This window comes from Mesorhizobium sp. M0601 (assembly GCF_040320845.1).
Lineage (GTDB): Bacteria > Pseudomonadota > Alphaproteobacteria > Rhizobiales > Rhizobiaceae > Mesorhizobium.
Genome location: NZ_JAMYQK010000029.1, coordinates 57409 through 82564 on the forward strand (window position 1 = coordinate 57409; position 25156 = coordinate 82564).

At 62.9% G+C, this 25156-nt stretch carries 25 protein-coding genes and 1 tRNA gene; 20 read left to right on the forward strand and 6 right to left on the reverse strand.

Annotated elements, in window-relative coordinates; translation table 11 throughout:
* Positions 1 to 260 precede the first annotated feature (260 nt).
* Together murA and NKI41_RS23060 are read right to left on the reverse strand one after the other, a co-directional pair.
* Positions 261 to 1553: a UDP-N-acetylglucosamine 1-carboxyvinyltransferase gene (gene murA, locus NKI41_RS23055; RefSeq protein ID WP_023677408.1), complete on the reverse strand. Its 1293-nt coding sequence runs from the start codon at positions 1551 to 1553 to the stop codon at positions 261 to 263.
* A 157-nt stretch (positions 1554 to 1710) separates the two neighbouring features.
* Complete coding sequence (locus tag NKI41_RS23060; protein WP_352685307.1) at positions 1711 to 1941, reverse strand: hypothetical protein; 231 nt, start codon at positions 1939 to 1941, stop codon at positions 1711 to 1713.
* A 160-nt stretch (positions 1942 to 2101) separates the two neighbouring features.
* On the opposite strand from NKI41_RS23060, the gene NKI41_RS23065 reads away from it, so the two are divergent.
* Positions 2102 to 2176: transfer RNA gene (locus NKI41_RS23065), tRNA-Thr, on the forward strand.
* A gap of 163 nt (positions 2177 to 2339) precedes the next feature.
* Here the strand turns inward: NKI41_RS23065 and NKI41_RS23070 are convergent.
* The 3 genes from NKI41_RS23070 to NKI41_RS23080 form a co-directional block, all read right to left on the reverse strand.
* A complete protein-coding gene (locus tag NKI41_RS23070) occupies positions 2340 to 2678 on the reverse strand; it encodes a BRA0787 family protein (RefSeq protein WP_352470155.1) in 339 nt (112 codons plus the stop codon).
* A 66-nt stretch (positions 2679 to 2744) separates the two neighbouring features.
* The gene (locus NKI41_RS23075) at positions 2745 to 2972 is read right to left on the reverse strand and encodes a hypothetical protein (protein ID WP_352685308.1); all 228 of its coding nucleotides are present in this window, start codon (positions 2970 to 2972) and stop codon (positions 2745 to 2747) included.
* A gap of 295 nt (positions 2973 to 3267) precedes the next feature.
* Positions 3268 to 5070 carry a dipeptide ABC transporter ATP-binding protein gene (locus NKI41_RS23080; protein ID WP_352685309.1) on the reverse strand — a complete coding sequence of 601 codons (1803 nt, stop codon included), beginning with the start codon at positions 5068 to 5070 and terminating at the stop codon, positions 3268 to 3270.
* Positions 5071 to 5261: 191 nt separating this feature from the next.
* On the opposite strand from NKI41_RS23080, the gene NKI41_RS23085 reads away from it, so the two are divergent.
* From NKI41_RS23085 to NKI41_RS23175, 19 genes are all read left to right on the forward strand, one after another.
* Positions 5262 to 6620 (forward strand): LLM class flavin-dependent oxidoreductase, encoded by a 1359-nt coding sequence (locus NKI41_RS23085; protein ID WP_352685310.1) that lies wholly within the window; start codon positions 5262 to 5264, stop codon positions 6618 to 6620.
* A 14-nt stretch (positions 6621 to 6634) separates the two neighbouring features.
* Positions 6635 to 7411 (forward strand): DUF427 domain-containing protein, encoded by a 777-nt coding sequence (locus tag NKI41_RS23090; protein ID WP_352541339.1) that lies wholly within the window; start codon positions 6635 to 6637, stop codon positions 7409 to 7411.
* A 34-nt stretch (positions 7412 to 7445) separates the two neighbouring features.
* Positions 7446 to 9083, forward strand: coding sequence for an ABC transporter substrate-binding protein (locus NKI41_RS23095; protein ID WP_352685311.1), 1638 nt, complete (start codon positions 7446 to 7448; stop codon positions 9081 to 9083).
* 7 nt (positions 9084 to 9090) lie between these two features.
* A complete protein-coding gene (locus NKI41_RS23100) occupies positions 9091 to 10050 on the forward strand; it encodes an ABC transporter permease (RefSeq protein ID WP_352685312.1) in 960 nt (319 codons plus the stop codon).
* The gene (locus tag NKI41_RS23105; RefSeq protein WP_352685313.1) at positions 10047 to 10934 is read left to right on the forward strand and encodes an ABC transporter permease; all 888 of its coding nucleotides are present in this window, start codon (positions 10047 to 10049) and stop codon (positions 10932 to 10934) included. The genes NKI41_RS23100 and NKI41_RS23105 overlap by 4 nt, the downstream gene beginning before the upstream one ends.
* A 199-nt stretch (positions 10935 to 11133) precedes the next feature.
* On the forward strand, positions 11134 to 11703 hold the full coding sequence (msuE, locus tag NKI41_RS23110; protein WP_352470164.1) for an FMN reductase: 570 nt from the start codon (positions 11134 to 11136) through the stop codon (positions 11701 to 11703).
* A 29-nt stretch (positions 11704 to 11732) separates the two neighbouring features.
* The gene (sfnG, locus tag NKI41_RS23115; RefSeq protein WP_352470165.1) at positions 11733 to 12833 is read left to right on the forward strand and encodes a dimethylsulfone monooxygenase SfnG; all 1101 of its coding nucleotides are present in this window, start codon (positions 11733 to 11735) and stop codon (positions 12831 to 12833) included.
* A 55-nt stretch (positions 12834 to 12888) separates the two neighbouring features.
* Positions 12889 to 13791, forward strand: a complete 903-nt coding sequence (locus NKI41_RS23120; protein ID WP_352470167.1) for an ABC transporter ATP-binding protein — start codon at positions 12889 to 12891, stop codon at positions 13789 to 13791.
* Positions 13791 to 14687 (forward strand): branched-chain amino acid ABC transporter permease, encoded by an 897-nt coding sequence (locus NKI41_RS23125; RefSeq protein ID WP_352685314.1) that lies wholly within the window; start codon positions 13791 to 13793, stop codon positions 14685 to 14687. The genes NKI41_RS23120 and NKI41_RS23125 overlap by 1 nt, the downstream gene beginning before the upstream one ends.
* 3 nt (positions 14688 to 14690) lie before the next feature.
* Entirely contained in the window at positions 14691 to 15728 is a 1038-nt protein-coding gene (locus tag NKI41_RS23130; RefSeq protein ID WP_352685315.1) for a branched-chain amino acid ABC transporter permease, read from the forward strand.
* A gap of 49 nt (positions 15729 to 15777) precedes the next feature.
* Positions 15778 to 17109: an ABC transporter substrate-binding protein gene (locus tag NKI41_RS23135; protein ID WP_023722897.1), complete on the forward strand. Its 1332-nt coding sequence runs from the start codon at positions 15778 to 15780 to the stop codon at positions 17107 to 17109.
* Positions 17110 to 17173: 64 nt separating this feature from the next.
* Entirely contained in the window at positions 17174 to 17965 is a 792-nt protein-coding gene (locus NKI41_RS23140) for an ABC transporter ATP-binding protein (protein WP_352475067.1), read from the forward strand.
* Positions 17962 to 19209, forward strand: coding sequence for an SfnB family sulfur acquisition oxidoreductase (locus tag NKI41_RS23145; RefSeq protein ID WP_352475068.1), 1248 nt, complete (start codon positions 17962 to 17964; stop codon positions 19207 to 19209). The genes NKI41_RS23140 and NKI41_RS23145 overlap by 4 nt, the downstream gene beginning before the upstream one ends.
* Positions 19210 to 19242: 33 nt before the next feature.
* A complete protein-coding gene (gene ssuD / locus NKI41_RS23150) occupies positions 19243 to 20418 on the forward strand; it encodes an FMNH2-dependent alkanesulfonate monooxygenase (protein ID WP_352475069.1) in 1176 nt (391 codons plus the stop codon).
* Entirely contained in the window at positions 20415 to 21833 is a 1419-nt protein-coding gene (locus NKI41_RS23155) for an FAD/NAD(P)-binding protein (RefSeq protein ID WP_352685316.1), read from the forward strand. The genes ssuD and NKI41_RS23155 overlap by 4 nt, the downstream gene beginning before the upstream one ends.
* Before the next feature lie 27 nt (positions 21834 to 21860).
* Positions 21861 to 22379, forward strand: a complete 519-nt coding sequence (locus NKI41_RS23160) for a flavin reductase family protein (RefSeq protein WP_352475072.1) — start codon at positions 21861 to 21863, stop codon at positions 22377 to 22379.
* Positions 22380 to 22851: 472 nt separating this feature from the next.
* Positions 22852 to 23175: a hypothetical protein gene (locus NKI41_RS23165; protein WP_352475073.1), complete on the forward strand. Its 324-nt coding sequence runs from the start codon at positions 22852 to 22854 to the stop codon at positions 23173 to 23175.
* Between the two features lie 118 nt (positions 23176 to 23293).
* Positions 23294 to 23599 carry a hypothetical protein gene (locus NKI41_RS23170; RefSeq protein WP_352475074.1) on the forward strand — a complete coding sequence of 102 codons (306 nt, stop codon included), beginning with the start codon at positions 23294 to 23296 and terminating at the stop codon, positions 23597 to 23599.
* Between the two features lie 188 nt (positions 23600 to 23787).
* On the forward strand, positions 23788 to 24333 hold the full coding sequence (locus NKI41_RS23175) for a group I truncated hemoglobin (RefSeq protein ID WP_352475075.1): 546 nt from the start codon (positions 23788 to 23790) through the stop codon (positions 24331 to 24333).
* 91 nt (positions 24334 to 24424) lie between these two features.
* Here NKI41_RS23175 and NKI41_RS23180 read toward each other — a convergent pair whose 3' ends face one another.
* Positions 24425 to 25018, reverse strand: a complete 594-nt coding sequence (locus NKI41_RS23180; protein ID WP_352475076.1) for an SOS response-associated peptidase — start codon at positions 25016 to 25018, stop codon at positions 24425 to 24427.
* Positions 25019 to 25156 lie beyond the last annotated feature (138 nt).

The following is a 25156-nucleotide window of genomic DNA, read 5'->3' on the forward strand; positions in this document are numbered from 1 at the left end:
AGGCGGTCTTTCCTGCTCGTGCAACCGCGCCGGAGGTCTTGTCCAGGCAATCGCCCCGGTCAGCGCTGCCCCTCATCCCCCTGCCGGGACCTTCTCCCCGTATAGGGACGGGGAGAAGGGGCTGGCCGCAACCTCGGCACCCTCCCGCAACGCTGGAGATTGGCGAAACCCTTCGCGAGGCGTCCCTTCTCCCCGTCCCTATACGGGGAGAAGGTCCCGGCAGGGGGATGAGGGGTAGCGCCGACCTGAGCCTGCTATGGTCACCCCGAAATGCGCTCGATCTCCGCGCCGCAGCCGGACAGCTTTTCCTCCAGCCGCTCGAAGCCGCGGTCGAGATGGTAGACGCGGTTGACCGTGGTTTCGCCTTCGGCTGCAAGGCCGGCAATGACCAGCGACACCGAGGCCCGAAGATCGGTCGCCATGACCGGCGCGCCCTTCAGCTTCGCTACGCCGTCGACGATCGCCGTCTGGCCGGACAGCGTGATGTGGGCGCCTAGCCGGGCGAGTTCCTGGACGTGCATGAAGCGGTTTTCGAAGATCGTCTCGGTGATGCGCGACTTGCCCTTGGCCATCGTCATCAGGCCCATGAACTGCGCCTGAAGATCGGTCGGGAACGCCGGGAAGGGCGCCGTCGTCACATCGACCGGCGAAATGCCGGCGCCGTTGCGCCTGACGCGGATGCCGGAATTAGTCTGCGTGATCTCGGCGCCGGTCTGCGAAATGATGTCTAGCGCCGTCTGCAACAGGTCGGGCCGCGCGCCTTCCAGCACGACGTCGCCGCCGGTCATCGCCACCGCCATCGCATAGGTGCCGGTCTCGATGCGGTCGGGGATCACCCTGACGCGAGCACCCGACAGCGCCTCGACGCCGTCGATGGTGATGGTCGCCGTGCCGGCGCCCGAGATCTTCGCGCCCATGGCGTTGAGGCATTCGGCGAGATTGACGATCTCCGGCTCGCGCGCGGCGTTTTCGAGCACCGTCTCGCCCTTGGCCAGCGAGGCCGCCATCATCAGCACATGGGTGGCGCCGACCGAAACTTTCGGGAACACATAACGGTTGCCGACAAGCCGGCCGTTCCTGGTCTTGGCGATGACGTAGCCGGTGTCGACGTCGATATCGGCGCCCAGTGCCTGCAGGCCTTCGAGGAAGAGGTCAACCGGCCGTGTGCCGATGGCGCAGCCGCCGGGCAGCGACACCTTGGCCTCGCCCATGCGGGCCAGCAGCGGGCCGATCACCCAGAACGACGCCCGCATCTTCGACACCAGCTCGTAAGGCGCCGTCGTGTCGACGATGTTGCGGGCCGAGAAAGTGATGGTGCGCGAATAGCCTTCCTGCTGCTTTTCGCGGCGGCCATTGACCGAATAGTCGACGCCGTGATTGCCGAGGATGCGGATCAGCTGCTCGACATCGGCCAGATGCGGCACGTTTTCCAGCGTCAGCGTGTCATCGGTCAAAAGCGCGGCGATCATCAGCGGCAGCGCAGCGTTTTTCGCGCCCGAGATCGGAATGCTTCCGGCAAGCTTGTTGCCGCCGACAATTCTGATGCGATCCATGAAGAGCGTCCCCTCGGCGCCAAGGCCGGTTTAAATCGGTTGAGTCTGTTGCGGCCATCTAGACCATTGGCCGGCTTGGTTCAAGAAACAGGCTACTCCCCACTTTGGCCCACGCCGACTTGGCCAAAGTACCGGCGACCAACATAGCCGATTCGCGTTAATCTTTTTTCATCACCGCTTGCAGCCCCTCCGGCCGCTTATCGGCGTCGCCAGCGCGCCGCTTGTCGGCGTCGCCGGCTCTTCGTGAGCGCGATTGCGCCTTGCGCTTCTGCAGGTTGGCGCGCAACTGCTCGGCCAGCCGGTCGTTGCGGCCCGTTCCGGCCTTTTTCGCTGAACCATCCTTCTTCGGTGATCCATCCTTGTTCGGAGAAACTGCCTTGCCGTTCATCGTTCTGCCCCCGGCCGGCGACCCGCCGGTGCATATAAAGGGATAGCCAACATTGTGGCACGGCCATGTCCGCAACGATCGCCCGGTGCGGCCTTTCAACCCGTCTTTGTCTTGGCCTTGCGCTTGCCGGTTCGATATGGCAGAAGCCCCGCCATCGGCGGCTGCGGTAGCTCAGTGGTAGAGCACTCCCTTGGTAAGGGAGAGGTCGAGAGTTCAATCCTCTCTCGCAGCACCAGTCTATCCGCACCATGCAGAGCTATGGCCATCGCCGCGCATGACCGACTGAGCAAATAGAGGCTATCAGGGCAGATCGCGACGCATACTGGTTGAATGATACGGAGCCGAGCTGCCCTTGTGCCCGGCTCCGGCTTTGACGGGAGCCTACGCAGCGTCGCCTGTTAGTTGCCGACGTCGTCGCTCCGGAGTCGCTTCACGCACAAAGCGCGAAGGACCAGAGCGGCATCGGCGTAAGTGATCGCCTTTTCGCCGCCGAAAACCAGTGCATTGCCGACAACCTCTAGGACATCGCCCTCGATGCGCCAAGGAAGAATATCGGTGCAGGTCCGCATGCGGCCGAAGACCGAACTGATCGGCACCATCTGGTCCTCAAATTCCACGTGCGGCTCGTCCGTTCCCGGAATCCAGGTTTGGTAAGCTTCCAAGGCATCGTCGAAGGCTCCGTGCAAATGAATCGGAGCATGGCCCTCATGCAGTGCGGGTAAAAGGCGTGTGGTCATCGGTCTCCTCCTGGATCGCGGCAGCCAGCCAATGCTGCCAGGTAACCCCGCATTTCGATGATTGGTCTATGGCCGGATGCGACGGGCGCCTACCCAATAGCCGCAAGTGCCGATGCCCCAATAGAAGGCTTCATCCCGTCCTGAGCGGCGAAATTTCGCCTCGGAGTCAGATGCGTCGTCCGCCTGCGCCTGGTCGGGCGCATAACGTGAAAGCTCCATGGGCGGGAAAAGGGCGCCGATCACGATCCTGATACAGCCCGGAACGGCTTCCAGAAATGTCTGCGTCATCGTCATCTCCTGATCCTGCGAACATGGACGGCGAAAAGTCAGGCACTTGAAGCGGGCAGTATGACCGGCTTCTTAGCAAATGTCTATCAAACTTGTAGACATTGGCTTGTAAGGAGCGAGCCTCTGACGAAATACCATGCGAGCTTGCCTGTGACTACGGTGGATGCTTGATCGCCAAGCTTCCTGCTATCCGCGCCTCGAACGGCCGCAGCTCCCGGTCTCTTGGCACTTTGCGACGGGGATCAGCTCCATCGCGCCTTCCTCGCGAGCGCGACGGATCTTCAGAATGATGATCCGTCCTTCATGAACCTTGGTCGAGCCGCCAACATGCGATCAGGTGCTCGTCGCCAGCTTGGCTGAGGGGCGGTTCGGCTTTCCAGCAATCGGCAACAGCGAGCGAGCAACGGCCGGCGAAGGCGCATCCCTGGCTCAGGCCCGCCGCGATGTCGGCCTGAGAGATGATCTTCGGCGCTGCATCGTCTGAAGACGCCGCCAGCAGCAGTTTGGTATAGGGATGATTGGGTCCGTGAAAAATCTGGTCGGATGAGCCGGTTTCGACCAGACGGCCGCGGTACAGCACGCCGATCCTGTCGGCCATGTAGCGCACGACCCTGAGATCGTGGCTGATGAACAGATAGGTCGTGTCCTTGTCGCGCTGCAGGTCGTTGAGCAGGTTGAGAACGGTTGCCTGGACGGAAACGTCGAGCGCCGAAGTGGGTTCGTCGAGCACGACGACCTTCGGCACGCCGGCGAAGGCCCGTGCGATGGCCGCCCGTTGCCGCTGGCCGCCGGATAGTGATCGCGACTTCTGCTCGGCTGTGGCGCCGGCAAGGCGAACCGATTGCAGCAAATCGCTGACGCGGGCCTTTATCTCACTGCTGCGCAGGCCGGCGAGCCGGCGCAGCGGGCGGCCGAGTATCCTGCCGATCCGCTTACGCGGATTGAGCGTGCGATCCGGCGACTGGAAAACCATCTGCACATCGCGGCGTTCGCCAATACTTCTCTTCTCGACGCGCGGTGCGACCGTCCTGCCGAACAGCTCGACCGATCCGGCGTCTGGCATCTGTAGGCCGGTGACGATCCTTGCCAGCGTAGACTTGCCGGAACCGGATTCGCCGATCAGCCCGAAGGTCTCGCCGTGGCCGATGTCGAGATCGATATTGCTGAGCACCGGTTGGCTGCCGAAGGCATGGCTGATGCCTTTGCAGGCGATCGCGATTCGGCGTTCTTTGCGCTCGCCGGCCTCTTCATTCTGGACCGCCGGGTGCGATGGCAGGCCGTCCGCCTCCGCCAGTCTTCCATTCCGCTTCGTGTAGTTGAGCGCCGGGATCGAGGCGATCAGCGCCTTCGTATAGGCGTGAGAGGGGTTGTCGAAGACATCGCCGGCGGCGCCGCTTTCGACCACGGTTCCCGACTGCATCACCGCCACCCGGTCGCAGGAGCGGCGGATCATGTTGATGTCGTGGCTGATCAGCAGAATGCTGGTCTTGTGGTCCTTGCGCAGGCCGGAGAGGATGGCGATGATCTCGGACTGGACGCTGGCGTCGAGCGCCGTCGTCGGCTCGTCCAGCACCAGCAGCGACGGGTCGAGCGCAATCGCGATGGCGATGTTGGCGCGCTGCTGCATGCCGCCGGAGAGTTCGTGTGGATAGAGCCCCAGCACCCGTTCCGGATGGCTCACCCGAACGCGCCCGAGCAGTTCGCAGGCCCGCTCGCGCGCCTCGTCACGGCGCACCGGGCGATGCCGCATGATCGTCTCGGTGATCTGGCGACCGATCGTCATGCTTGGGTTGAGGGCCGCGCCCGGGTGCTGGTAGACGGCGGCGATGTGATTTCCCCTGAGTTGGCGCAACTGCTCGGCGGAGAGGTCGCGGATTTCGCGGCCCTGGAACTCCAGCGCTGACGCCGCGATGCGGGCATTCTTCGGCAGATAGCGCAGGATGGCGAGCGCCACCGAGCTTTTCCCCGATCCGGACTCGCCGACAACGCCGAGTGCTTCGCCTTCGCCTATGCGCAGGGAGACGCCACTGACGGCGGGATGCGATCCATTGCGCCCGTCATAGGCGATGGAAAGCTGGTCGACGTTCAGAACCGAGGAGGACATTGGGAGCTTGAAACCACTTTCTTCCAGCGTCGCGATCGAGGGCAATCGCTTCCACTTTTGCAATGCTTTATCTCTATAAAATTACTAGAATTAAGCCGGAGCGCAATCTAACTTTCATGGCTCAAGAGCGATTGTCGCCGCTTGCCGAAGCAGTGCGACAATCTCCGGAGCAGATCTGGAAGGAGACCGGCATGGCTCGAGACCACATGATCCTCAGCGCATTTTTCTTCAACCCGCAGGGCGATCATCGGATGTCGTGGCGCCATCCGCGGGCGCCGGGCCGGGAGGTGCTGGACTTCGAGTTCTACCGTGATCTCGTGCAAGCGGCCGAGCGGGCCAGGATCGACACCATCTTCGTCGCCGACCACGTTTCGATCTGGGATTCGGTCAAGAGCGGTGTCGCCCACTACGCCAATGCCCGCCTTGAGCCATTGACGCTGCTGTCGGCACTGGCCGGCGTGACCAAACACATCGGCCTGATCACCACGGTGTCGAGCTCGTACAGCGAGCCCTACAATGTTGCGCGCATGTTCGCCTCGCTTGACCATATCAGCAAGGGCAGGGCGTCGTGGAACGTCGTCACATCGGCCATGGACGAGGAGGCGCGCAATTTCGGCCGCGACGGCAACATCGAACATGCGTTCCGCTATGAGCGCGCGGCCGAATTCCTCGATATCGTCAAGGCGCTTTGGGACAGCTGGGAAGACGAGGCGCTGCTGATCGACAAGGAGACGGGCTATTTCGCCGATCCCGACAAGGTCCACCCCATCGATCACAAAGGCAAGCACTTCAAGGTGCGCGGGCCGCTCAACGTCTCGCGGCCGCCGCAGGGCCACCCGCTGATCGTCCAGGCCGGCTCGTCCGAGGACGGCAAGAACTTCGCCGCCGCCCAGGCCGACGTGCATTTCGCCATCTACAGCACCAGGGAAGACGGCATCAAATACCGGCAGGACATCAACGAGCGCCTCGCCCGCTATGGCAGGCGGCCGGAGAGCTTCAAGATCCTGCCGGGCATTCTGCCGATTGTCGCCGCTTCCGAGGCGGAAGGCCGCGAAAAGCAGGAATACCTCCAAACCCTGCTGCCCGATCAGGTCGGCATCGACCTTCTGTCCAGCTGGAGCGGCATCGATCTCTCCGTCTATCCGCCAGACGGGCCGCTGCCGCCGCTGCCGGACGAGAGCACCTTCAATGGCGGGCGCACATCGCTCAACCGGGTCAAGGAATGGTCGAAGCAGAATCTCAGCCTACGCGACATCGCCCGCAAGCTCGCCAATAGCGGTTCGGTGCCGACCGTCGCCGGCACGCCCAAACAGATCGCCGACCAGTTGCAGGACTGGTTCGTTTCAGGCGCCGCCGACGGCTTCAACCTGATGTTCCCGCTGCTGCCCGAGGACTGGGTGAATTTCGCCGAACAGGTGGTGCCGAAGCTGCAGCGCCGTGGCGTGTTCCCGACCGAATACGCGCCGGGAACGCTGCGCGACCGCTTCGGCGTGGCGCGGCCCGCCAACCGCTTCGCCGAGCAGCGCGACGATGCGCGCGCCGTGTCCTGACCGGGAGAACGATCATGACCGTCGCGCCAAGATTGCAGCCTCGCGAAGCCACCGCGCCGCAGCTCGTCAATGTCCTGCACAGTCCCAAGCGTGTGCGCGTCAAATTCGGCGGCCGCACCATCGCCGACAGCCGCAACGTGCTGGTGCTGCGCTCCAACCATTTCCTGCCGATCTATTTCTTCCCGCCGTCAGCGGTAGACCCGTCGGTGCTGAAGCCCTCGCTGCATCGCGAACCGCATCCAGTCGGTGGCGAGACGGCCTATTGGGATATCGACAGCGGCGACAGGCGCAGTGCCAACGCGGCGTGGGCGTTCATCTCGCCGCCGGACGAAGCGCTGGCGTCCCTGGCCGGGCGGATCGCCTTCACCTGGAAGGCCGTCGACCAATGGTTCGAGGAGGACGAAGAGGTCTTCGTCCATGCGCGAGACCCTTATGCGCGCATTGATGTGCTGCAAAGCACGAGCCATGTGCAGGTCTGGTTCGACGGCGAGCCGATCGCCGACAGTCACCGCCCGGTGCTTTTGTTCGAGACCCATCTGCCGACGCGTTTCTATCTGCCGGCGGAAGACATCCGGCTGGAGCGGCTGACCGCGTCCGTTACAACGACGCGATGTCCCTACAAGGGCATCGCCTCCTACTGGTCGGGGCTGCTGAGCGACGGAACGGTGCGCCCGGACATCGCCTGGAGCTACCGGGAACCAATCGCCGAAATGCCGAAGATCAAAGGCCTCATCGCCTTCTATCCGCAGGCCGTTGACCGCATCCATCTCGACGGCGAACCCGTCGCATAGGTTTTCAATTTTCATTTCAAAGCAGGGTTTTAACATGACCAAACGCAGGGATATCGACGCACTTCGCAGCCTGTCGGGGGACATCTGGAATGTCGCCGTCGACGAATATCAGGGCGGCTTTCTCAAGCGCCGCGATCTCCTGAAATACGCCGCACTGCTCGGCCTGACAGGCTTTGCCGCCTCGCAGGGGCTTGGAGGCGCGCGCGCCGCGGCCGCCGCCGGCGGCACGGTTCGTGTCGGGCTCGGTCAGCCGACCAAGGCGATCGATCCGGTTTCGGTGACCGATCCGGCCAGCATCGGGGTGATCAGCCAGGTCGGCGAATATCTGATCCTCGACGATCCGAAGGACGGTCTCCAGCCGAAGCTCGCTTTGTCCTGGGAGGCCGACGAGACAGCCAGCCGCTGGACCTTCAAATTGCGGCAAGGAGTGAAATTCCACGATGGCCGCGCCGTCACCGCCAAGGACGTGGTGGCGAGCTTCGAGCGGCTGGTCGATCCCGCCAGCGGCTCGTCGGCGCTCTCAGCCTACAAGGGCATCCTGTCCAAGGGTGGCGCCAAGCTGGTCGATGACGAAACGGTCGCCTTCGATCTGGACGGTCCGAACAGCAATTTCCCTTTCTATGTCTCTTCCGACGTCTATAACGCCGTCATCCTGCCGGCCGACTATGCCGGCGATTTCGAGAAAAATTTCAACGGCACCGGCCCGTTCAAGCTCGAATCCTTCCGTCCCAAGCAAGGCGCCAGCTTCGTGCGCAATCCGGATTACTGGGGCGAGAAGGCACTTCCCGACCGCATCGAGATCAAGTTCTTCGACGACGAGCAGGCGCAGGTGCTGACGCTGCAGGCCGGCCAGCTCGACGTCATCCCCAGCACGACGCGGTTGGAACTGGCGATCGAGGGCAACCCCAACTTCAAGCTGCTCAGCGTGCAGGCAAGCTCGCATGACCAGGTGCATCTCAGAACCGACCAGGCGCCGTTCACCGACAAGCGCATCCGCCGCGCGCTGGCACTCACCATCGACCGCGAGGCGGTGGTCAAGGGGCTGCTGAAGGGCCGCGCCATCGTCGGCAACGACACCCCGTTCGCGCCGATCTTCCCTTCGGCCGATCCGTCGGTGCCGCAGCGCAAGCACGATATCACGGAAGCCAAGCGGCTGCTTGGCGAGGCTGGCGTGCCGAACGGCTTCGAGGTGACGCTGACCACCGAACGCGCCTATGACATTCCCGACTATGCGGTGATCATCCAGAACTTCGCCAAAAAGATCGGCATCGATGTCAAGCTCAATGTCCTGCCGCAGGACGCCTATTACGGCTCGGCGACCTTCGGCAGCTCGCCTTGGCTGGATTCGGTTCTCGGCATCACCGACTACGGCCATCGCGGCACGCCCGACATCTTCCTCAACGCCACGCTGAAGAGTACGGGAGCCTGGAACGCGGCGCATTTCAACAACCCCGGCTATGATGCGCTGCTGCTCGACTACTCGAAGGCGCGTGACCTCAATGCCCAGCGCCTTGCTGCCGGCAAGATCCAGACGCTTTTGCTTGACGAGACGCCGGCGATCATCAGCTACTTCTCGCAATACAGCCGGATTGTCAGCTCGAAGGTCGAGGGCGTGCGCTTCACCGCAATCTCGCATCTGCTGCTCGATCGCGTTTCCTTCGTCCAGGCATGATCGCGACATGCTGACCGGCCGCATTCTGTCAGCGCGTGTGGGCACTCTCGTCCTCACGCTGTGGCTTGTCAGTGTCCTGGTTTTCTTCGCCGGGCAGGTTTTGCCCGGCGATGTCGGCCGCGTGATGCTCGGGCCGTTTGCCGACGCGCAGGCGGTGGCGGAGCTGAACAAGCGGCTGGGCGCCGACCAGCCAGTTCTCGTCCAGTATTGGCTCTGGTTCAGCAAGGCGGTGTCAGGCGATTTCGGCACCTCGCTTTCGATGCGCGCGCCGGTGGCCCCGTTCGTGCAGGAGAGCCTGAAGCGCTCCGCATCCCTTGCCGGCATTATTTTGGTCTTTCTCATTCCGCTCGGGGTTGGCGGCGGTGTCATCGCCGGTCTCAACGCCGGCCGCCTCATCGACCGGCTGATCGTGATGGCGGGCGTCTCCTTCGGCATCGTCCCGGATTTTGTGTCCGGCCTGATGCTGCTCATCGTTTTCGGCCTGTGGCTGAACTGGTTCCCGATCTCAGGCGTTGCGCCGGATGGCGCGGGCTTCTGGACGCAAGGCTATTATCTGATCCTGCCGGCGCTGCCGCTGGTGCTCAATCTTGCCGGCTACATCGCCCGGATGACGCGGGCCGGCGTGATCGAGGCGATGGCCGCCGACTACACACGCACCGCCGTCCTGAAAGGGCTTGAGCGGCGCGAGATCATCCTTCGGCACGTGCTGCGCAATGCGCTGACCCCGACCATCGCGGTGCTGGCGACGCAGACCGGATACATGCTTGGCGGGCTGGTTGTGATCGAAGCGCTGTTCGGCATCCAGGGACTTGGCAATCTGGTTCTGAACGCGGCCAAGGCGCGAGATTTCCCGATGCTTGAAGCGGGGGTGCTGGTGATGGCGGCAATCTTTGTTCTTTCGGCGGCGGCGGGCGACTTCGTGCTGGCCTTGCTCGATCCGCGGCAACGCCGTCGGACCTCACCATGACGGATCTGACGGAGTTTCCCGCATCACGGCGCGCCGTGGCCGGTTTTCCGGCGGTGCGCAGGATCGGCAGTGCCTTCTCCGGACTGCCCCCATCGGTCGTGATCGGAACGCTGCTGCTACTGTTCTGGGTCGTATGCGCGGTAGCAGGCAATCTTTTCGTTCCGTATGATCCCTATGCCGAGGATTTTCTGGCGATGCTGACGCCGCCCGATGCCTCGCACTGGTTCGGGACCGATCAGCTCGGCCGCGACGTGCTGTCCCGCATTGTCGTCGGATCGCGCGATATCCTGCTGGTTGCGCCGCTGGCGACGCTGGTCGGCGTTGCCGCCGGCAGCATCATCGGCCTGGTGCTCGGCTATTTCGATGGCCTCACCGATGCCATCGGCGCGCGGCTGCTCGATACACTGATGGCGTTTCCATTCATCGTTCTCGTCACCATGACGCTGGTGGCGATCGGGCCGTCGAACCTGACCGTCGTCCTGGTGATCGGCATCGCCTATGCGCCGCTGGTGGCGCGCACCGTCCGCGCCGCCGTGCGCGAGCAGAAGCAGCGCGACTATGTCAGCGCCGCCCGGCTTGGCGGCGAAGGCGCGCTCGCTATCATGTTCCTGGAGATATTGCCCAACATCAGGGAGACGATCCTCATCGAGTTCGTCACTCGGCTGGGCTACGCGTTCTTTTCGATCGCGACGCTGAGTTTTCTGGGCCTCGGCATCCAGCCGCCGTCGGCCGATTGGGGGCTAGCCGTCGCCGACGGCTACGGCTTCCTGTCCGGCGGTAAATGGTGGGTCGTCGTTTTCAATTCCGGCGCGATCGTTTCACTGGTCATGGCAACGAACCTAATTGCCCAAGGCTTAGGCGCGTTTGAAAATGGTGATGAATGAATGCGAAGCCGTATTGATGGCCTGAGCTTCGGTCTACTCGCTATACGGACATTGCTACGTCCATTAGCAGAACGGCATTTTTCTCCGCGAGGCCGAAAAATCGGAACGTAGTTCCTTATCTCTATAGATTTTGTCGAATATCGTCTGCCCCGGTTTGGAAATGACCCGATGCGCATGCAGGGTCCGGGAGATTGACGAGTTGGCAAGGCTATCGGTTCTCGGAATATCCGGCGGCGTAAGCACACCATCGCGCACTACCGCGGTGGTCAACGCGCTGGTCAAGGCAGTCGCCTTGCGCGTCCCGGCAGACACCGGCCTGATCGAAATCACCGAGGCGGCGCCTTCGATTTTCGCCGGGCTGTCTCGTCGTGCGCTCGGCGCGTCTGGCGAAGCGATCATCCAGCGTGTCGAGAAGGCCGACCTGCTCGTGGTCGGAACGCCGGTCTATCGGGCGTCCTACACCGGCGCTCTCAAGCACCTGTTCGACCTCGTCGATCATCGTGCACTGACGGGCAAGACCGTGCTTCTCGCGGCAACCGGCGGAAGTCCATACCATGGCCTGGTTCTCGAACATCAGCTCCGGCCATTGTTCGGTTTTTTCGGGGCCGTCACCGTCCCGACCGATGTCTACGGCGCGCCCGACGATTTCGTCGATGCCAAGATCGTCGGCGCGGCGATTATCGAGCGCATCTCACGGGCCGCTACCGAAGCGATTTCCTTGCTTAATTCCAGTCATGCAAATGCTGCCGTCGCCACGCGCGTCGGTTGAAGCCAATCAAAAAGGGGAAACGAAACGAAATGACCTCGAATTCCGACAACGTGAAGTTCGCCTACTGGGTCCCGAACGTTTCGGGCGGCCTTGTCATCTCCAACATCGAGCAGCGGACAGGCTGGGACATCGATTATAACCGCAAGCTCGCCCAGATCGCCGAGGCCAACGGCTTCGACTACGCGCTGAGCCAAATACGCTTCACGGCCGGCTATGGCGCCGACAACCAGCACGAATCCGTCTCGTTCAGCCATGCCTTGCTCGCTGCCACCACAACGCTGAAAGTCATCGCGGCGATCCTGCCCGGCCCATGGAATCCAGCGCTGGCGGCCAAGCAGATAGCCACCATCAATCACCTGACCAATGGCCGTGTCGCCGTCAATGTCGTGAGCGGCTGGTTCCGCGGTGAGTTCGCCGCCATCGGCGAGCTGTGGCTCGACCATGACGAGCGCTATCGCCGCTCGGAGGAATTCATCCGTGCGCTGCGCGGCATCTGGACCGAGGACAATTTCACTCTGAAGGGCGACTTCTATCGCTTTACCAACTACTCGATGAAGCCGAAGCCGATCGATCCGCAGCCGGAGATCTTCCAGGGCGGCTCATCACGCGCGGCGCGCGACATGGCTGCGCGGGTTTCCGACTGGTATTTCACCAACGGCAACACGCCGGAAGAGATCAAGAAGCAGGTTGACGACATCAAGACCAAGGCGAAGGCCAATGGCCACAAGGTCAAGATCGGCGTCAACGCCTTTGCCATCGCTCGCGAAACCGAGGCAGAAGCGCGCATCGTGCTCGACGAGATCATCGCCAAGGCCAATCCGGAGGCGGTGCAGGGTTTCGCCGATCAGGTCAAGAATGCCGGCAAGGCCTCGCCGGAAGGCGAGGGTAACTGGGCGAAATCCTCGTTCGAGGATCTTGTCCAATACAATGACGGCTTCCGCAGCAATCTCATCGGCACGCCGGAACAGATTGCCGAACGCATCCTCAAGCTGAAGGATGCCGGCGCGGATCTGATCCTGCTCGGCTTCCTGCATTTCCAGGAAGAGGTGGAGTTCTTCGGCAAGCGCGTCATCCCTCTGGTGCGCGAACTGGAAGCGGCGCGCGACAGGGAGCTCGTCGCCGCGGAATAGGACAGGCGCGGCCTTCAGGCCGCCGCCCGCACGCCTTCAAAATCAGGGACGTTTCATGATTGGTGCTTCGCTGGGAGCCGCCGCATACGAGCGCGCGCCCGAAATCTCCGGGATTCTTGCTGGTGCTGGTCCCGTCGAGGACACGCGCCCGGCGCGCCTGTCGCCAAAGGCTGATGCGATCCTGGCGCTGGGCGGGATCAGCATTTCTTTTGGTGGCGTCATGGCACTGCGGGATGTCGACCTCGAGGTCAAAAGCCGCGAGATCCGCGCTGTGATCGGTCCCAATGGCGCCGGCAAATCCTCGCTGATCAACATCATCAGCGGCCTCTATCACGCCGATCAGGGCAAGATCGCGATCGATGGCCAGTCCTTCTCCCGGGTGTCGGCAAGCCGTCTGGCACGGCTCGGCGTCGCGCGCACCTTCCAGAACCTGGCACTGTTCGGTGGGCTTTCAGTGCGCGACAACATCGCGTCGGGCCGCGTCCACACCCGGCGCGCCAGCTTTGTCGAACATATCGCCGGTCTACCGCGCGCCCGGCGCGAAGATGCCGCGATCGCTGAAAAGGTCGACCAGACAATCGCCTTCCTGCATCTCGAGGCCGTCGCCGATCGCCTGGTCGCAACGCTGCCCTACGGCCTGCAGAAGCGGGTCGAACTGGCGCGCGCGCTTGTCGCCGAGCCGAAGATCCTGCTGCTCGACGAACCGATGGCCGGCATGACGGCGACCGAGAAGGCCGAGATGGCCGGTTTCGTGCGCGCAGCGCGCGACCGGCACGACGTCACCATCATCCTGATCGAACACGACATCGGGGTGGTCATGGGACTCTCCGACCGCGTCGCCGTGCTCGACTACGGCCGCAAGATCGCCGACGGGACACCGGCCGAGGTCAGGGCCAATCCGGCGGTGATCCGGGCCTATATCGGCACCGCCGAAGGCGAAGATGGCGAGGGCATCTGATGAGCTACTATGATTTCCTCTTCGTCATCGAGGTGCTGGTCGGTGGCTTGCTCTCAGGCGTCATGTATTCGCTCGTCGCCATCGGTTTCGTGCTGATCTACAAGACGTCGGGCATGCTGAACTTCGCGCAAGGGTCGATGGTGCTGTTCGCCGCACTCACCTTTGTCAGCCTTGTCGAACGCGGCATCCCGTTTGCGCTTTCGCTGCTCGTTACCCTCGCGGTCATGGTTGCGCTGGGCTTCACCATCGAGCGAACTGTGCTGAGGCCGCTGGTCAATCGCTCGCCGATGACGCTGTTCATGGCCACGCTTGGCCTGTCTTACATCATTGAAGGCGCTGCCCAGTTGGTGTGGGGCACGCAGGTGCACGGGCTCGATCTCGGCATCGACGACACGCCGTTCGAGGTCGGCGGTATCTTGATATCGTCGTTCGATCTTCTTGCTGCAGGCATTGCCGCGGCGATGGTCGCCGGCTTGAGCGCATTCTTCTATTGGACCCGCATCGGCCTGGCGTTTCGCGCCGTCGCAGACGACCAGTTCGCGGCGCTCGCCGTCGGGCTGCGGCTGCCCCGGATCTGGGGGACGGTGTGGACGGCCGCGGGGTTCGTGGCACTGGTCGCGGGACTTTTGTGGGGCGCGCGCCTCGGCGTCCAGTTCTCGCTGTCGCTGATCGTGCTGAAGGCGCTGCCGGTGCTGGTGCTTGGCGGCTTCGATTCTATCCTCGGCGCCATCGTCGGCGGCCTCATCATCGGCGCCAGCGAGAAGCTCGCCGAGGTCTACCTCGGACCCTTTGTCGGTGGCGGCATCGAAGGCTGGTTCGCCTATGCGCTGGCGCTGGTCGTCCTGCTGGTGCGCCCCTCCGGCCTGTTTGGCCAGAAGACTGTCGAAAGGGTCTGACCGATGGCCGTGCAAGCGCTCGATGCCGCAAGGCTTCCCATCGACTGGCAGAGGTTAGCTCTGCCCGTCGCCCTGATGGCCGTGGCCTACGGCCTGATCCCCGCCTATGCGTCGAGCTATCTCGTCGAGGCGATCCTGCTGCCGTTCCTTGCGCTCAGCCTGGCGGCGGTCGGCCTCAACCTTTTGACCGGCTATTGCGGCCAGCTTTCGCTGGGCTCCTCCGCCTTCATGGCGGTCGGCGCTTTCGCCGCCTACAATTTCAACCTTCGGGTCGAAGGACTGCCGCTGGCTGCGACCATGATCCTGGCCGGGATTTCAGCCGCCGGCATCGGCGTCGTGTTCGGATTGCCGAGCCTGCGCCTGCGCGGCTTCTATCTCGCCGTCTCAACGCTCGCCGCTCAGTTCTTCGTGCAGTGGGCGCTGACCAAGTTCGGGTGGTTCTCCAACGACAACCCTTCCGGGGTGATCTCGGCGCCGCACCTTGCCGTTGCGGGCTTCTCGCTCGACAGGGCGACGGGCCGCTACCTGCTCTCGGTGACCACGGTCATCGTGCTCACGGCGCTCGTCTGGCGCCTGGTCAACAGCGCGACCGGCCGCAATTTCATCGCCGTGCGCGACAACGAAACCGCCGCGCGGGTGATCGGCGTCCCTGTGCTGAAGACCAAGCTGCTCGCGTTCGCCATCTCGTCCTTCATCATCGGCGTCGCCGGGGTGCTGTGGGCCTTCACCTATCTGCGCACCGTCGAGCCGGCCGGCTTCAATCTCGACCGCTCGTTCCAGATCCTGTTCATCATCATCATCGGCGGGCTGGCCTCGATACGCGGCGCCTTTCTGGGAGCGGCGTTCATCGTCATCTTTCCGCTCATCCTGTCGCGGCTTGGCGCCTTCCTGTTTGGCGGACTGTTCGATTCGGGTGTTCTCGACATGAGCCAGCGCATCGTGCTCGGCGCGCTCATCATCATCTTCCTCATCGCGGAACCGAACGGGCTGTCGGCCCTCTTCGACCGCCTGAAACGACGGATCGGCTCAAGGTCCAGCTGAGCGCCGCTCGACATCCTCTCACGGACCACAACCTCAGGAGACGCAATCCATGACCTTCTTCAGTCACCTCAAGAAAGCGGCGATCGCCACGGCTTTCGTCCTCGGCGCGACGGCGGTCCACGCCGACGAGCAGTATTTTCCCCTGCAGAGCTACCGCGTCGGCCCTTATGCCGCCGGCGGCACCGGCTTCTTCGGCGGCTTCATCGACTATCTCAACCTGATCAACATCCGCGACGGCGGCGTCAACGGCGTCAAACTGACCTGGAGCGAGGGCGAGACGCAGTATGAGGTCGAGAAGGGCGTCGAGGTCTATGAACGATTGAAGAGCAATCCCGGCATCGCCGCCTGGAACCCGCTTTCGGTCGGCATCGCCTATGCCATGATCGACCGCATCACCGATGACAAGGTGCCGCTGATCACCATCAACCACGGCCGCACCGACACCACGGACGGACGCGTGTTCCCTTACGTCTTCCCGCTGCTGCTCAATCCCTACAGCGAGACCTCGGGCATCGTGAACTATATCGCCTCCAAGGAAGGTGGCCTCGACAAGCTCAAGGGCAAGAAGATCGTCGTGCTCTATCACGGCTCGCCCTATGGCAAGGAGACGATTCCGATCTATGAGCTGCTGTCGCAGAAATACGGCTTCGAGCTGTCGCAGATCGAGGTTCCGCATCCAGGCAACGAGCAGCAGGCGCAGTGGCTGACGATCCGTCGCGAGCATCCGGACTATGTGGTGCTGCGCGGCTGGGGCGTGATGAACCCGGTTGCGCTCAAGACCGCGCAGAAGACCGGCTTCCCGGCCGATCACATCGTCGGCAATGTCTGGTCGAATTCGGAAGAGGATGTGATCCCCGCCGGCGATGCCGCCAAGGGCTATACGGCCATCACCACCCAGGCGTCAGGCGAGCAGTATCCGGTAGTCCAGGAGATCGTCAAAACGGTCTACGGCGCCGGCAAAGGCAATCTCGAGGAAAAGAGCCGTATCGGCTCGGTCTACCACAATCTCGGCATCGTCAACGGCATCCTCAATGTCGAGGCGGTCCGCATCGCGCAGACCAAGTTCGGCAACCGCACGCTCACCGGCGACGAAGTCCGCTGGGGCTTCGAGCATCTCAAGCTCGATCCGGCACGCGTCGAGGCGCTGGGCGCCAAGGACCTGTTCCACTCGATCAACGTCTCCTGGGACAATCACGAAGGTGACGGCTACGTGACCTTCCAGCAGTGGGACGGCAAGAAGTGGAACGTCGTCTCCGACTGGATTGCGCCCGACTGGAAGCTGCTGCGTCCGATCATCGAGAAGTCGTCCGAGGCCTATGCCAAGGAAAAGGGCATCAAGATCCGCACGGCCGAAGACGCCGAAGCAGTGGTCAGCAACTGAAGTCCAACAACTCGCGGCCGGCCCACGGGCCGGCCGCGATTTCCTGCCTATTGCGGAGTCATCGATGTCCAGCCCGGAAAATCCGATCCTGTCGGTCAGTCGCGTGGAGGCCGTCTACAACGGCGCCATCGCCGCCCTGCACGGTGTCGACCTGTCGGTCGGCAAAGGCGAGATCGTCGCACTGCTCGGCTCCAACGGCGCCGGCAAGACGACGCTGCTACGCGCCGTATCCAATCTCCTCCCGGCCGAGCGCGGCACTGTTACCGCTGGTCGGATCACTTTCGACGGCGAGGATGTCTCCAGGGCAAGCCCCTCTCACCTCGTCCGCAAGGGTCTGGTCCAGGTCCTCGAGGGCCGACACTGCTTCCGCTCGCTGACGGTCGAGGAGAACCTTCTGACCGGCGCGCTCGGGCGTTCGTCCTCCCGCACCGGCGTCAAGGCCGACCTCGACCGCGTCTATGCGCTTTTCCCCAGGCTCACCGAGAAGCGGCGAACCCGGTCCGGCCTCACCTCCGGCGGCGAGCAGCAGATGACGGCGATCGGCCGCGGTCTGATGTCGCGGCCGAAACTCTTCGTGCTGGACGAGCCTTCGATGGGGCTGGCGCCGCTGATCGTCGACGAGATTTTCAGCGCTTTGAAGCGGCTCAATCGGGACGAAGATCTTTCGATCCTTGTCGCCGAGCAGAATTCGGCAGTGGCGCTGAAATATGCCGACCGCGCCACCGTGCTCGAAAACGGAAAGAGCGTGCTGGAAGGGTCGGCCGCCGACCTGCGCCAGCGCGACGACATCAAGACCTACTATCTCGGCGGCACGCCGCTTCCATCGCAACATTTTCCCCAGGAGACCGCAGCATGACCATCCAATCGAAGCAGCCGTCCGATATCCGCAGCGCCGTCCCCCCGGTTGAGCGTCCGTCGGCCAGAGCGCATGTCATCAAGACCGACGCCGAGGCGATCGCTGTGGCGGAAAAACTGGCCGCAGACTTCGCCAAGGACGCCTCCAGGCGGGACCGCGAGCGCATCTGGCCGAAGGAAGAGCTCGATGCGTTTTCGCAGAGCGGCCTGTGGTCGATCAACGTGCCGAAGGCCTATGGCGGACCGGAACTCTCCTATGTGACGCTGTCGAAGGTGATCACAATCATCTCGGCGGCCGATCCGTCGCTCGGCCAGATTCCGCAGAACCATCTCGGCGTCGTCGCCGCCATCCGCACCGTCTCTGATGAGGCCCAGAAGCAGTTGCTCTTCGCCGAAGTTCTGTCCGGCACGCGGTTCGGCAACGCGTTCTCGGAATTCGGCTCCAAGCGGGCGGCCGACTTCGAGACCAAATTCGTCGACGCTGGCGACCACGTCGTGGTCAATGGCCAGAAATTCTATTCCAGCGGCGCGCTGCTCGCCCATCTGGTGCCGATCGTGGCGCTCGATGACGAGGGCCGGGCCTGGTATGCCATCGCCGATCGCGGCGCGCCCGGACTGACGGTCATCGACGACTGGTCGAGCTTCGGCCAGAAGACGACGCTGTCCGGCACAGTCCTGCTGGACAATGTGAAAGTGCCGAAGACGCATCTCGTCCCCGGCTACAAGGGCTATGACCGGCCGACCGCCGACGGCGCCATCTTCCAGATCATCCAGGCTGCTGTCGATCTCGGCATCGCCAACGCGGCGATCGACGAAACCGTCAGCTTCGTGCGCACCAAGTCGCGCGCGTGGATCGACAGCGGCGTCGATCATGCCTGGCAGGATCCCTACACGATCCAGGCCGTCGGTGACCTTCGCCTGCGGGCCAATGCGGCGCAGGCCGTTCTGGACAAGGCCGGCCTTGCGGTCGACCGCGCCGTGGCCGATCCGAACGATAGGACCGTCGCGAAAGCGCAGATCGCGGTTGCCGAATCCAAGATCCTCACCACCGAGATCGCCATCAACGCCACCAACAAACTGTTCGAACTCGCCGGCACGCGATCCACACTGGCCGAGCACAATCTCGACCGGCACTGGCGCAACGCCCGAACCCACACGCTGCACGATCCGGTGCGCTGGAAATACGCGATCCTCGGCAACTATTACCTGAACGACGTCAATCCGCCGCTACACGCCTGGAGCTGAGCGAGAACGCCGTAAAGTCATAGAGGACTGTTCATGAGCACTGCCATCCCCGACAGGATCAAGGTCCTGTGGTTTCTTCCGACCCATGGCGACAGCCGCTATCTCGGCACCTCCGAGGGGGGCAGGGCGGTCGACCTGCCCTATCTGACCCAGGTCGCCAAGGCCGCCGACGCCATCGGCTATTACGGCGCGCTGCTGCCGACCGGCCGAAGTTGCGAGGACAGCTGGGTCGTGGCGTCGGCGCTGGCGCCGTTGACGCAGCGGCTCCGCTTCCTCGTTGCCGTCCGTCCCGGGCTGCAGTCGCCGACGCTCGCGGCGCGGATGACCTCGACGCTCGACCGCATTTCGGGCGGGCGCCTGCTCATCAACGTCGTCACCGGCGGCGACCCGGTCGAGAACAAGGGCGACGGCATCTTCCTCAGCCATGACGAGCGCTATGAGGTGACGCGGGAATTCCTCGATATCTACAAGGCCGTGCTCAGCGGCGAGACCATTGCCTTCGAAGGCAAGCACTTCCGCATCGAGGACGGAAGGCTGCTGTTCCCGCCTGTGCAGACGCCGCATCCGCCGCTCTATTTCGGTGGTTCGTCGGAGGCGGCGAATGCAGTCGCCGCCGAGCAGATCGACAAATATCTGACCTGGGGCGAACCACCGGTCGATGTCGCCGCAAAGGTCGACCATGTGCGCGGCCTTGCCGAGAAGGCGGGACGCGCGGTGAGCTTTGGCATCCGATTGCATGTCATCGTCCGTGAAACCAATGACGAAGCCTGGGCCGATGCCGATCGGCTGATCAGCCGTCTGGACGACAAGACGATCGCCGAGGCGCAGAAGGTGTTCGCGCGCATGGACTCGGTTGGCCAGTCGCGCATGAGCCGGCTGCATGGCGGCCGCCGCGACAAGCTGGAAATCAGCCCGAACCTGTGGGCTGGCGTCGGCCTGGTGCGCGGCGGTGCGGGCACCGCACTGGTCGGCGATGCGGCTACGGTGGCGGCACGGATCGATGAATACCGGCGCATAGGCATCGATACATTCATCCTGTCCGGTTACCCGCATCTGGAGGAAGCCTATCGCTTCGGCGAACTTGTGTTGCCGCAGTTGCCACTCGATCACGAGATCTCAACGCGGCCGACGGCCGTCAACATGGGCCCCTTCGGCGAAACCGTGGCCGGCGACCATCGCCCGTCGGCGATGCGCGCGAGCCAGTCTTGAGCGCCAGCGCACCGATCATAGCGATTGTCGGCGGCGGCTTTTCAGGTGCGGCGACTGCGTTTCATCTGGCGCGACTGCTCCCGGCCGGTGCATCCGATATCGTGGTCGTCGAGCCCCGCGAGGGGCTCGGCTATGGTCTGGCTTATTCCACGGCCGATCCGGCACATCGCATCAATGTGCCGGCGTCGAGAATGACGCTGATCTCCGGGCAGGACAGCCACTTTGCCGACTGGCTGGAGCAGACCAGAGCCATTGTAGACGATGCCGAGGCTATTGCCGCCTACGGAGCACTCTACCCGCAGCGTCGCGTTTTCGGGCGCTATGTGGGATCTCATCTCCGGCCCTTCCTTCTCAGCAAAACGATCCGCCATGTCAGGTCCGCCGTCGCATCGGTCGAGCGCACCGGCGAGGGCTACCGTCTGATCCTCGCTGATGGCGGGGCGCTCGCTGCCGACGCCGTGGTGATTGCGACGACGCATCCGCCGCCGGCCTTGCCGATGCCCCTGAAGTCCGTGGCTGGCACAGCCGGGCTGGTGGCCAATCCCTATGATCTCGAGAGGCTGGAAGCGATCGGCCGCGACGACCGTGTCCTGGTCGTGGGCACCGGACTGACGTCGGCGGACGTGATTGCAACGCTCGACCGCAAGGGGCATCGTGGCCACATCGTCGCGCTGTCACGCCACGGCTATCGCTCGCGCGGCCAAGCCGCGATGCTGGCCGATTCAATTGGCGATTTCACGACCCTGCCTTCACGCAGCGCAACGGCACTATTCAGGCGCATCCGGGTAACGATCCTTGATGCCAAGCGCCGGGGCGAAGACTGGCATCCGGTGCTCGATGCTGTCCGACGTCAGGGACAAACCATCTGGCAGGCCTTGCCGCTGGCCGAGCAGCGACGTGTGGCACGCCATCTTCGTGCGCTCTGGGACGTGCATCGCTTCCGCCTCGCGCCGCAAGTTGCGGACGTGCTCGATCGATGCGTCGCCGAGGGCAAGCTTGCCTATCGCGCCGCAACGATTGTCGGCGCCGAACAGGTCGACGGACGCATTTGCGTCAGGCAGCGACTGCGTGGCCAACGCAGCCTCGTTGTCGATGCTTTCGACAGTGTGATCGTGACGACCGGACCGGCGCACGCCGATATCTTGCGGACCAACACGGCGATTGCGGCGCTCGCGCGGATGGGATTGGTCCGGCTCGATCCGATTGGTCTTGGTTTGGATTCGGACAGCCAAGGCCGTGCGGTCGGCACATCCGGGCGCCCGACCGACAGCATTTTCGTCAGCGGGCCATTGGCGCGAGGCAGCGTCGGCGAACTGATGGGAATTCCCGAAGTCACCGCACATGCCGAGCGCATCGCCGCCGAAATTCACCAATGGTTGGGATACCAAACGGCGTTGCGTCGCAAGGCATCGTGAAGCTGCAAACACGATGAGGCTATCCAGATGACACTGACCGAACGCGTTCCCCTAGTGGAAACCTTAGTGGAAACCCGGGTTCCCCTGAAATTTGCGATGCGACACCTGGCCGGAGCTGTCTCCGTGGTCACCGCAGGTGTTGGCGACGAACGGACGGGCGCAACCGTTACCACCGCCCATTCCCTATCGGTCGAACCAGAGGTGATGGTTGTCAGCATCAATCTGAACTCGTCTACCTGGGCAGCCATCTGCCGGCATCGGCATTTCTGCGTGAATGTGCTGCGTGCCGACCAGATCGCGATTGCCGACCGCTTTGCCGGGCGCGGTGGCCTGAAGGGGTCGGCGCGCTACGAGGGCGCTCGCTGGTCCAGCCTTGCAAGCGGCGCACTGGCACTCGACGAGGCGCTTGCCGCGGTCGACTGCACGGTTGAGGATACTATTATTCGCCACAGCCACGCGCTGATCCTCGGCAGCGTCCGGCATGTGGTGAGCGGAGAGCCCGGCCCGGCGCTGATCTATCATCACGGCGCATACGGATCGTCGTAAACGTATTTCGGTTCCTGGTGCTTGACGGCGCAGTGAAGGTCCAGGCATTCAAATGAAGGCTTGATCTAGAATGCCTTGGAGAGAAAACAGTAAAGGCGAGGCGGGTCTTTTGGCATCCCGCCAGAACCGCAGGCTAGAAGTGATTCCCAGCCATTTTGTCGCCCGTCACGACGTTACAAAACTCATCGTAAGTAATTGATTTTCTTAGGGACACTTAGCGTTCAATCCTCTCTCGCAGCACCAGATTGTTTCGCTGGCGCATCTTCCAAGGCCTCCTTGACCTGCTCGACGATGATTGTGCGCGGTTGGCGAGGTCGCCGAAAAATATGGCGCGCCGCGACCTGCCGAGTGACACGCGCACAGGCTCGTCAAAAGCTGTGATCTTGCACACTCACCTCACGGCGCTCGCATGCGCCATGATGCGTGGGGAATGCATTCTGGTCTGCCCTTGCTGCAGGCGGCTTAACAAAGCTTGCAGCCGGGAACAATCGTTCAACGACTCGCGTTTCTTGCCAAGGCCCGCTTCTTTTGCAACGGGGCGGCGGGCGTTGAAGGCTCGCAAATGTCGCGCCGGCGTTTCAATCGCACTCGCCTCAGCCCTCACGATTTGGCTATTTGTGAACGCGTGTTTGATCAGGTTTGCGCAGATGAGCACATTGACCCTCTAAGCCTGGATGCCGAAGCCTTAGCGGTGATGATTGTCGCAATCTTCCGAAACGTGACTACCAATGAGCGCGAACTGCTGGAGGAAGTTAGGTCTCTTCGTCGCTCAAAAGGGGCAGAGAAGGCGCACTAGCTTGGCGGGCGTTCCGAGGCGAATTGGCCTAGTCCCGCTTTGGCACAGCCGTTTGGCATCTGAATTGCCCATTGAGAATCGCCAGAGTGTAGCCACCGAGCTTGCGAAGGGGACGGAAATGGGCTTAGCCGAAGACTTATCGGATGTCGCGCTCACATTCGAATGTCCGGATTGCTTGCATCCGGCGGTAAGAAAGGGCTCTGCACTAAGAACAATCGCGCACTTCAGATGCGACGGGTGCAACGCCAAGGTGCGGATGACCTATCCGCAGAAGCTCGCGATCTTCGAAAAGCACAGGCTATTGGCCGCAGGCGACCGCCGCCAGCGAGGTCAGGAACACTACGGTGCCCGCAACATCGATCGGGTCGCCGATGCGGCCGAAGTGGCTTCGCGACCTCTGCCGCGTGCGGCGACGCGTGCTTAAGCCTTCCTCATCCGCGCGACCTTTACGCATGTTGACCATGACAATGCGGTCAATCGGAATAATTCGGGCGAAGGGCTCGTTAGTTCTTTAGGCGGTGCTAAAATACGGAAAAGTGTCCGAATGCCATTTCATGAAGCCCGCCAGACAGGCTGCGGCTCGCTCTGGCCTAACCTCGAAGGGAACCAGGGATGAAAATTTCGACTTCTCTGACAAGACGAAGTGTTGTCGCCGCGCTGGCGCTGGCCGCCGCATCGACGTCGGTATTGCCTGCCGACAAGGCGCTCGCGCAGACGAAGAAAACCACATCCGAGAAAAGTCTGTATGAGCGGCTGGGCGGCGTGTTTGCCATCGCAGCGGTGATCGATCACTTCAGCGACGCCGTCGTGAGGAACCCGATCGTCGGCCAAAAGTCCAAGAATCCGCAGCTGCGCAAATGGCACACCAAGAACCTTGAAAGGTTGCCCGGCCTCAAGTTCATGCGCACGCTGTGGGTCTGCGACGTTTCTGGCGGGCCCTTCAAGTTCGTCGCCACCAAGCCCGGCACGACGCCGCTCGGCCTCGAGGAGGCGCATCGCGACCTGCGGATTTCCCCCGCGGAATTCGATGAGGTCGCAGCCGAACTCGGGCGGACCTTGGATCATTTCAAGATTCCGAAGCCTGAGAAAACCGAAGTCCTGGAAGCTTTCGCCGCCCACAAGGACGAGGTCACCGCCGGCTACGTCAAGCGGGGCTGAAGCGCTTATATCGCGCGGGCATTCGTTCTGAGCATGGCGCGCGTCGCCGTGAGGCGCGGCCGCAGCTCAGCGCGCAATTTTCCGATGGTTCCTACTCCGAACCTGCCCGAGCTGTCTCCACTCTGAGCGACCCTACCGGCAACGGCCGCAGGAGTTCAGCCTCGGACCTCGTGAGATGGATCCAGGCCGCCCAGTCCGATGGCCGCAGCACAACCACTTGCCGGTTGTGATATGGCGCCACGTCCGGCCCTGGCTCGCTCGTCAGCATCGTGAACGTCGGCGGCTTGTTGCCGACACCCTCGCGCCACAGCCCGGCAATCGCCATGAACGAATGGCCATTCAGCGTGAACCTGTGCTTGGTTTTTGGATATTTCGTTCCCGTGAATTCGAAGAATGCCGACGCCGGAACGAGACAGCGCTTGCTGTTGCTGAACTGCCGGCCCTCCGAGCGAAAGTTGAATACAGGTCCGCCTTTTGGCCCGGCCGGGGGAAAGCCGAATGTCATCGACGCCAGTTCGATTGCGTCGCCGGCGGCGCGCATTACAGGTGCGGGGTCGTTGATGTGGATGTCATCCGCCTGCGGCAGATCCAGTTCGGTTTGATGGCTGGGGATTTTGAGCGCCAGCGATTCCATCGTCCGGCAGTATTCGGCCCAGGCGATGTGCTGCTCGTAGTCATTGCACATGGAAAGGCTCCGTACGCTCGACCGAGATCAGTTCAATATAGCGTTTATCGGTTGGCGCCGATTGCTGGCGGATTTGATATAAGCCTATTTGGGCCGGCGTGCGGCAGCGATGGCCTGCAACAGATTGATGCTGTTCAC

Bases quoted from the DNA above. Each gene is read 5' to 3' on its own strand.
- murA (WP_023677408.1), bottom strand. From the start codon at position 1,553: ATGGATCGCATCAGAATTGTCGGCGGCAACAAGCTTGCCGGAAGCATT.
- NKI41_RS23060 (WP_352685307.1), bottom strand. From the start codon at position 1,941: ATGAACGGCAAGGCAGTTTCTCCGAACAAGGATGGATCACCGAAGAAG.
- NKI41_RS23070 (WP_352470155.1), bottom strand. From the start codon at position 2,678: ATGACCACACGCCTTTTACCCGCACTGCATGAGGGCCATGCTCCGATT.
- NKI41_RS23075 (WP_352685308.1), bottom strand. From the start codon at position 2,972: ATGACGATGACGCAGACATTTCTGGAAGCCGTTCCGGGCTGTATCAGG.
- NKI41_RS23080 (WP_352685309.1), bottom strand. From the start codon at position 5,070: ATGTCCTCCTCGGTTCTGAACGTCGACCAGCTTTCCATCGCCTATGAC.
- NKI41_RS23085 (WP_352685310.1), top strand. From the start codon at position 5,262: ATGGCTCGAGACCACATGATCCTCAGCGCATTTTTCTTCAACCCGCAG.
- NKI41_RS23090 (WP_352541339.1), top strand. From the start codon at position 6,635: ATGACCGTCGCGCCAAGATTGCAGCCTCGCGAAGCCACCGCGCCGCAG.
- NKI41_RS23095 (WP_352685311.1), top strand. From the start codon at position 7,446: ATGACCAAACGCAGGGATATCGACGCACTTCGCAGCCTGTCGGGGGAC.
- NKI41_RS23100 (WP_352685312.1), top strand. From the start codon at position 9,091: ATGCTGACCGGCCGCATTCTGTCAGCGCGTGTGGGCACTCTCGTCCTC.
- NKI41_RS23105 (WP_352685313.1), top strand. From the start codon at position 10,047: ATGACGGATCTGACGGAGTTTCCCGCATCACGGCGCGCCGTGGCCGGT.
- sfnG (WP_352470165.1), top strand. From the start codon at position 11,733: ATGACCTCGAATTCCGACAACGTGAAGTTCGCCTACTGGGTCCCGAAC.
- NKI41_RS23120 (WP_352470167.1), top strand. From the start codon at position 12,889: ATGATTGGTGCTTCGCTGGGAGCCGCCGCATACGAGCGCGCGCCCGAA.
- NKI41_RS23125 (WP_352685314.1), top strand. From the start codon at position 13,791: ATGAGCTACTATGATTTCCTCTTCGTCATCGAGGTGCTGGTCGGTGGC.
- NKI41_RS23130 (WP_352685315.1), top strand. From the start codon at position 14,691: ATGGCCGTGCAAGCGCTCGATGCCGCAAGGCTTCCCATCGACTGGCAG.
- NKI41_RS23135 (WP_023722897.1), top strand. From the start codon at position 15,778: ATGACCTTCTTCAGTCACCTCAAGAAAGCGGCGATCGCCACGGCTTTC.
- NKI41_RS23140 (WP_352475067.1), top strand. From the start codon at position 17,174: ATGTCCAGCCCGGAAAATCCGATCCTGTCGGTCAGTCGCGTGGAGGCC.
- NKI41_RS23145 (WP_352475068.1), top strand. From the start codon at position 17,962: ATGACCATCCAATCGAAGCAGCCGTCCGATATCCGCAGCGCCGTCCCC.
- ssuD (WP_352475069.1), top strand. From the start codon at position 19,243: ATGAGCACTGCCATCCCCGACAGGATCAAGGTCCTGTGGTTTCTTCCG.
- NKI41_RS23160 (WP_352475072.1), top strand. From the start codon at position 21,861: ATGACACTGACCGAACGCGTTCCCCTAGTGGAAACCTTAGTGGAAACC.
- NKI41_RS23170 (WP_352475074.1), top strand. From the start codon at position 23,294: ATGGGCTTAGCCGAAGACTTATCGGATGTCGCGCTCACATTCGAATGT.
- NKI41_RS23175 (WP_352475075.1), top strand. From the start codon at position 23,788: ATGAAAATTTCGACTTCTCTGACAAGACGAAGTGTTGTCGCCGCGCTG.
- NKI41_RS23180 (WP_352475076.1), bottom strand. From the start codon at position 25,018: ATGTGCAATGACTACGAGCAGCACATCGCCTGGGCCGAATACTGCCGG.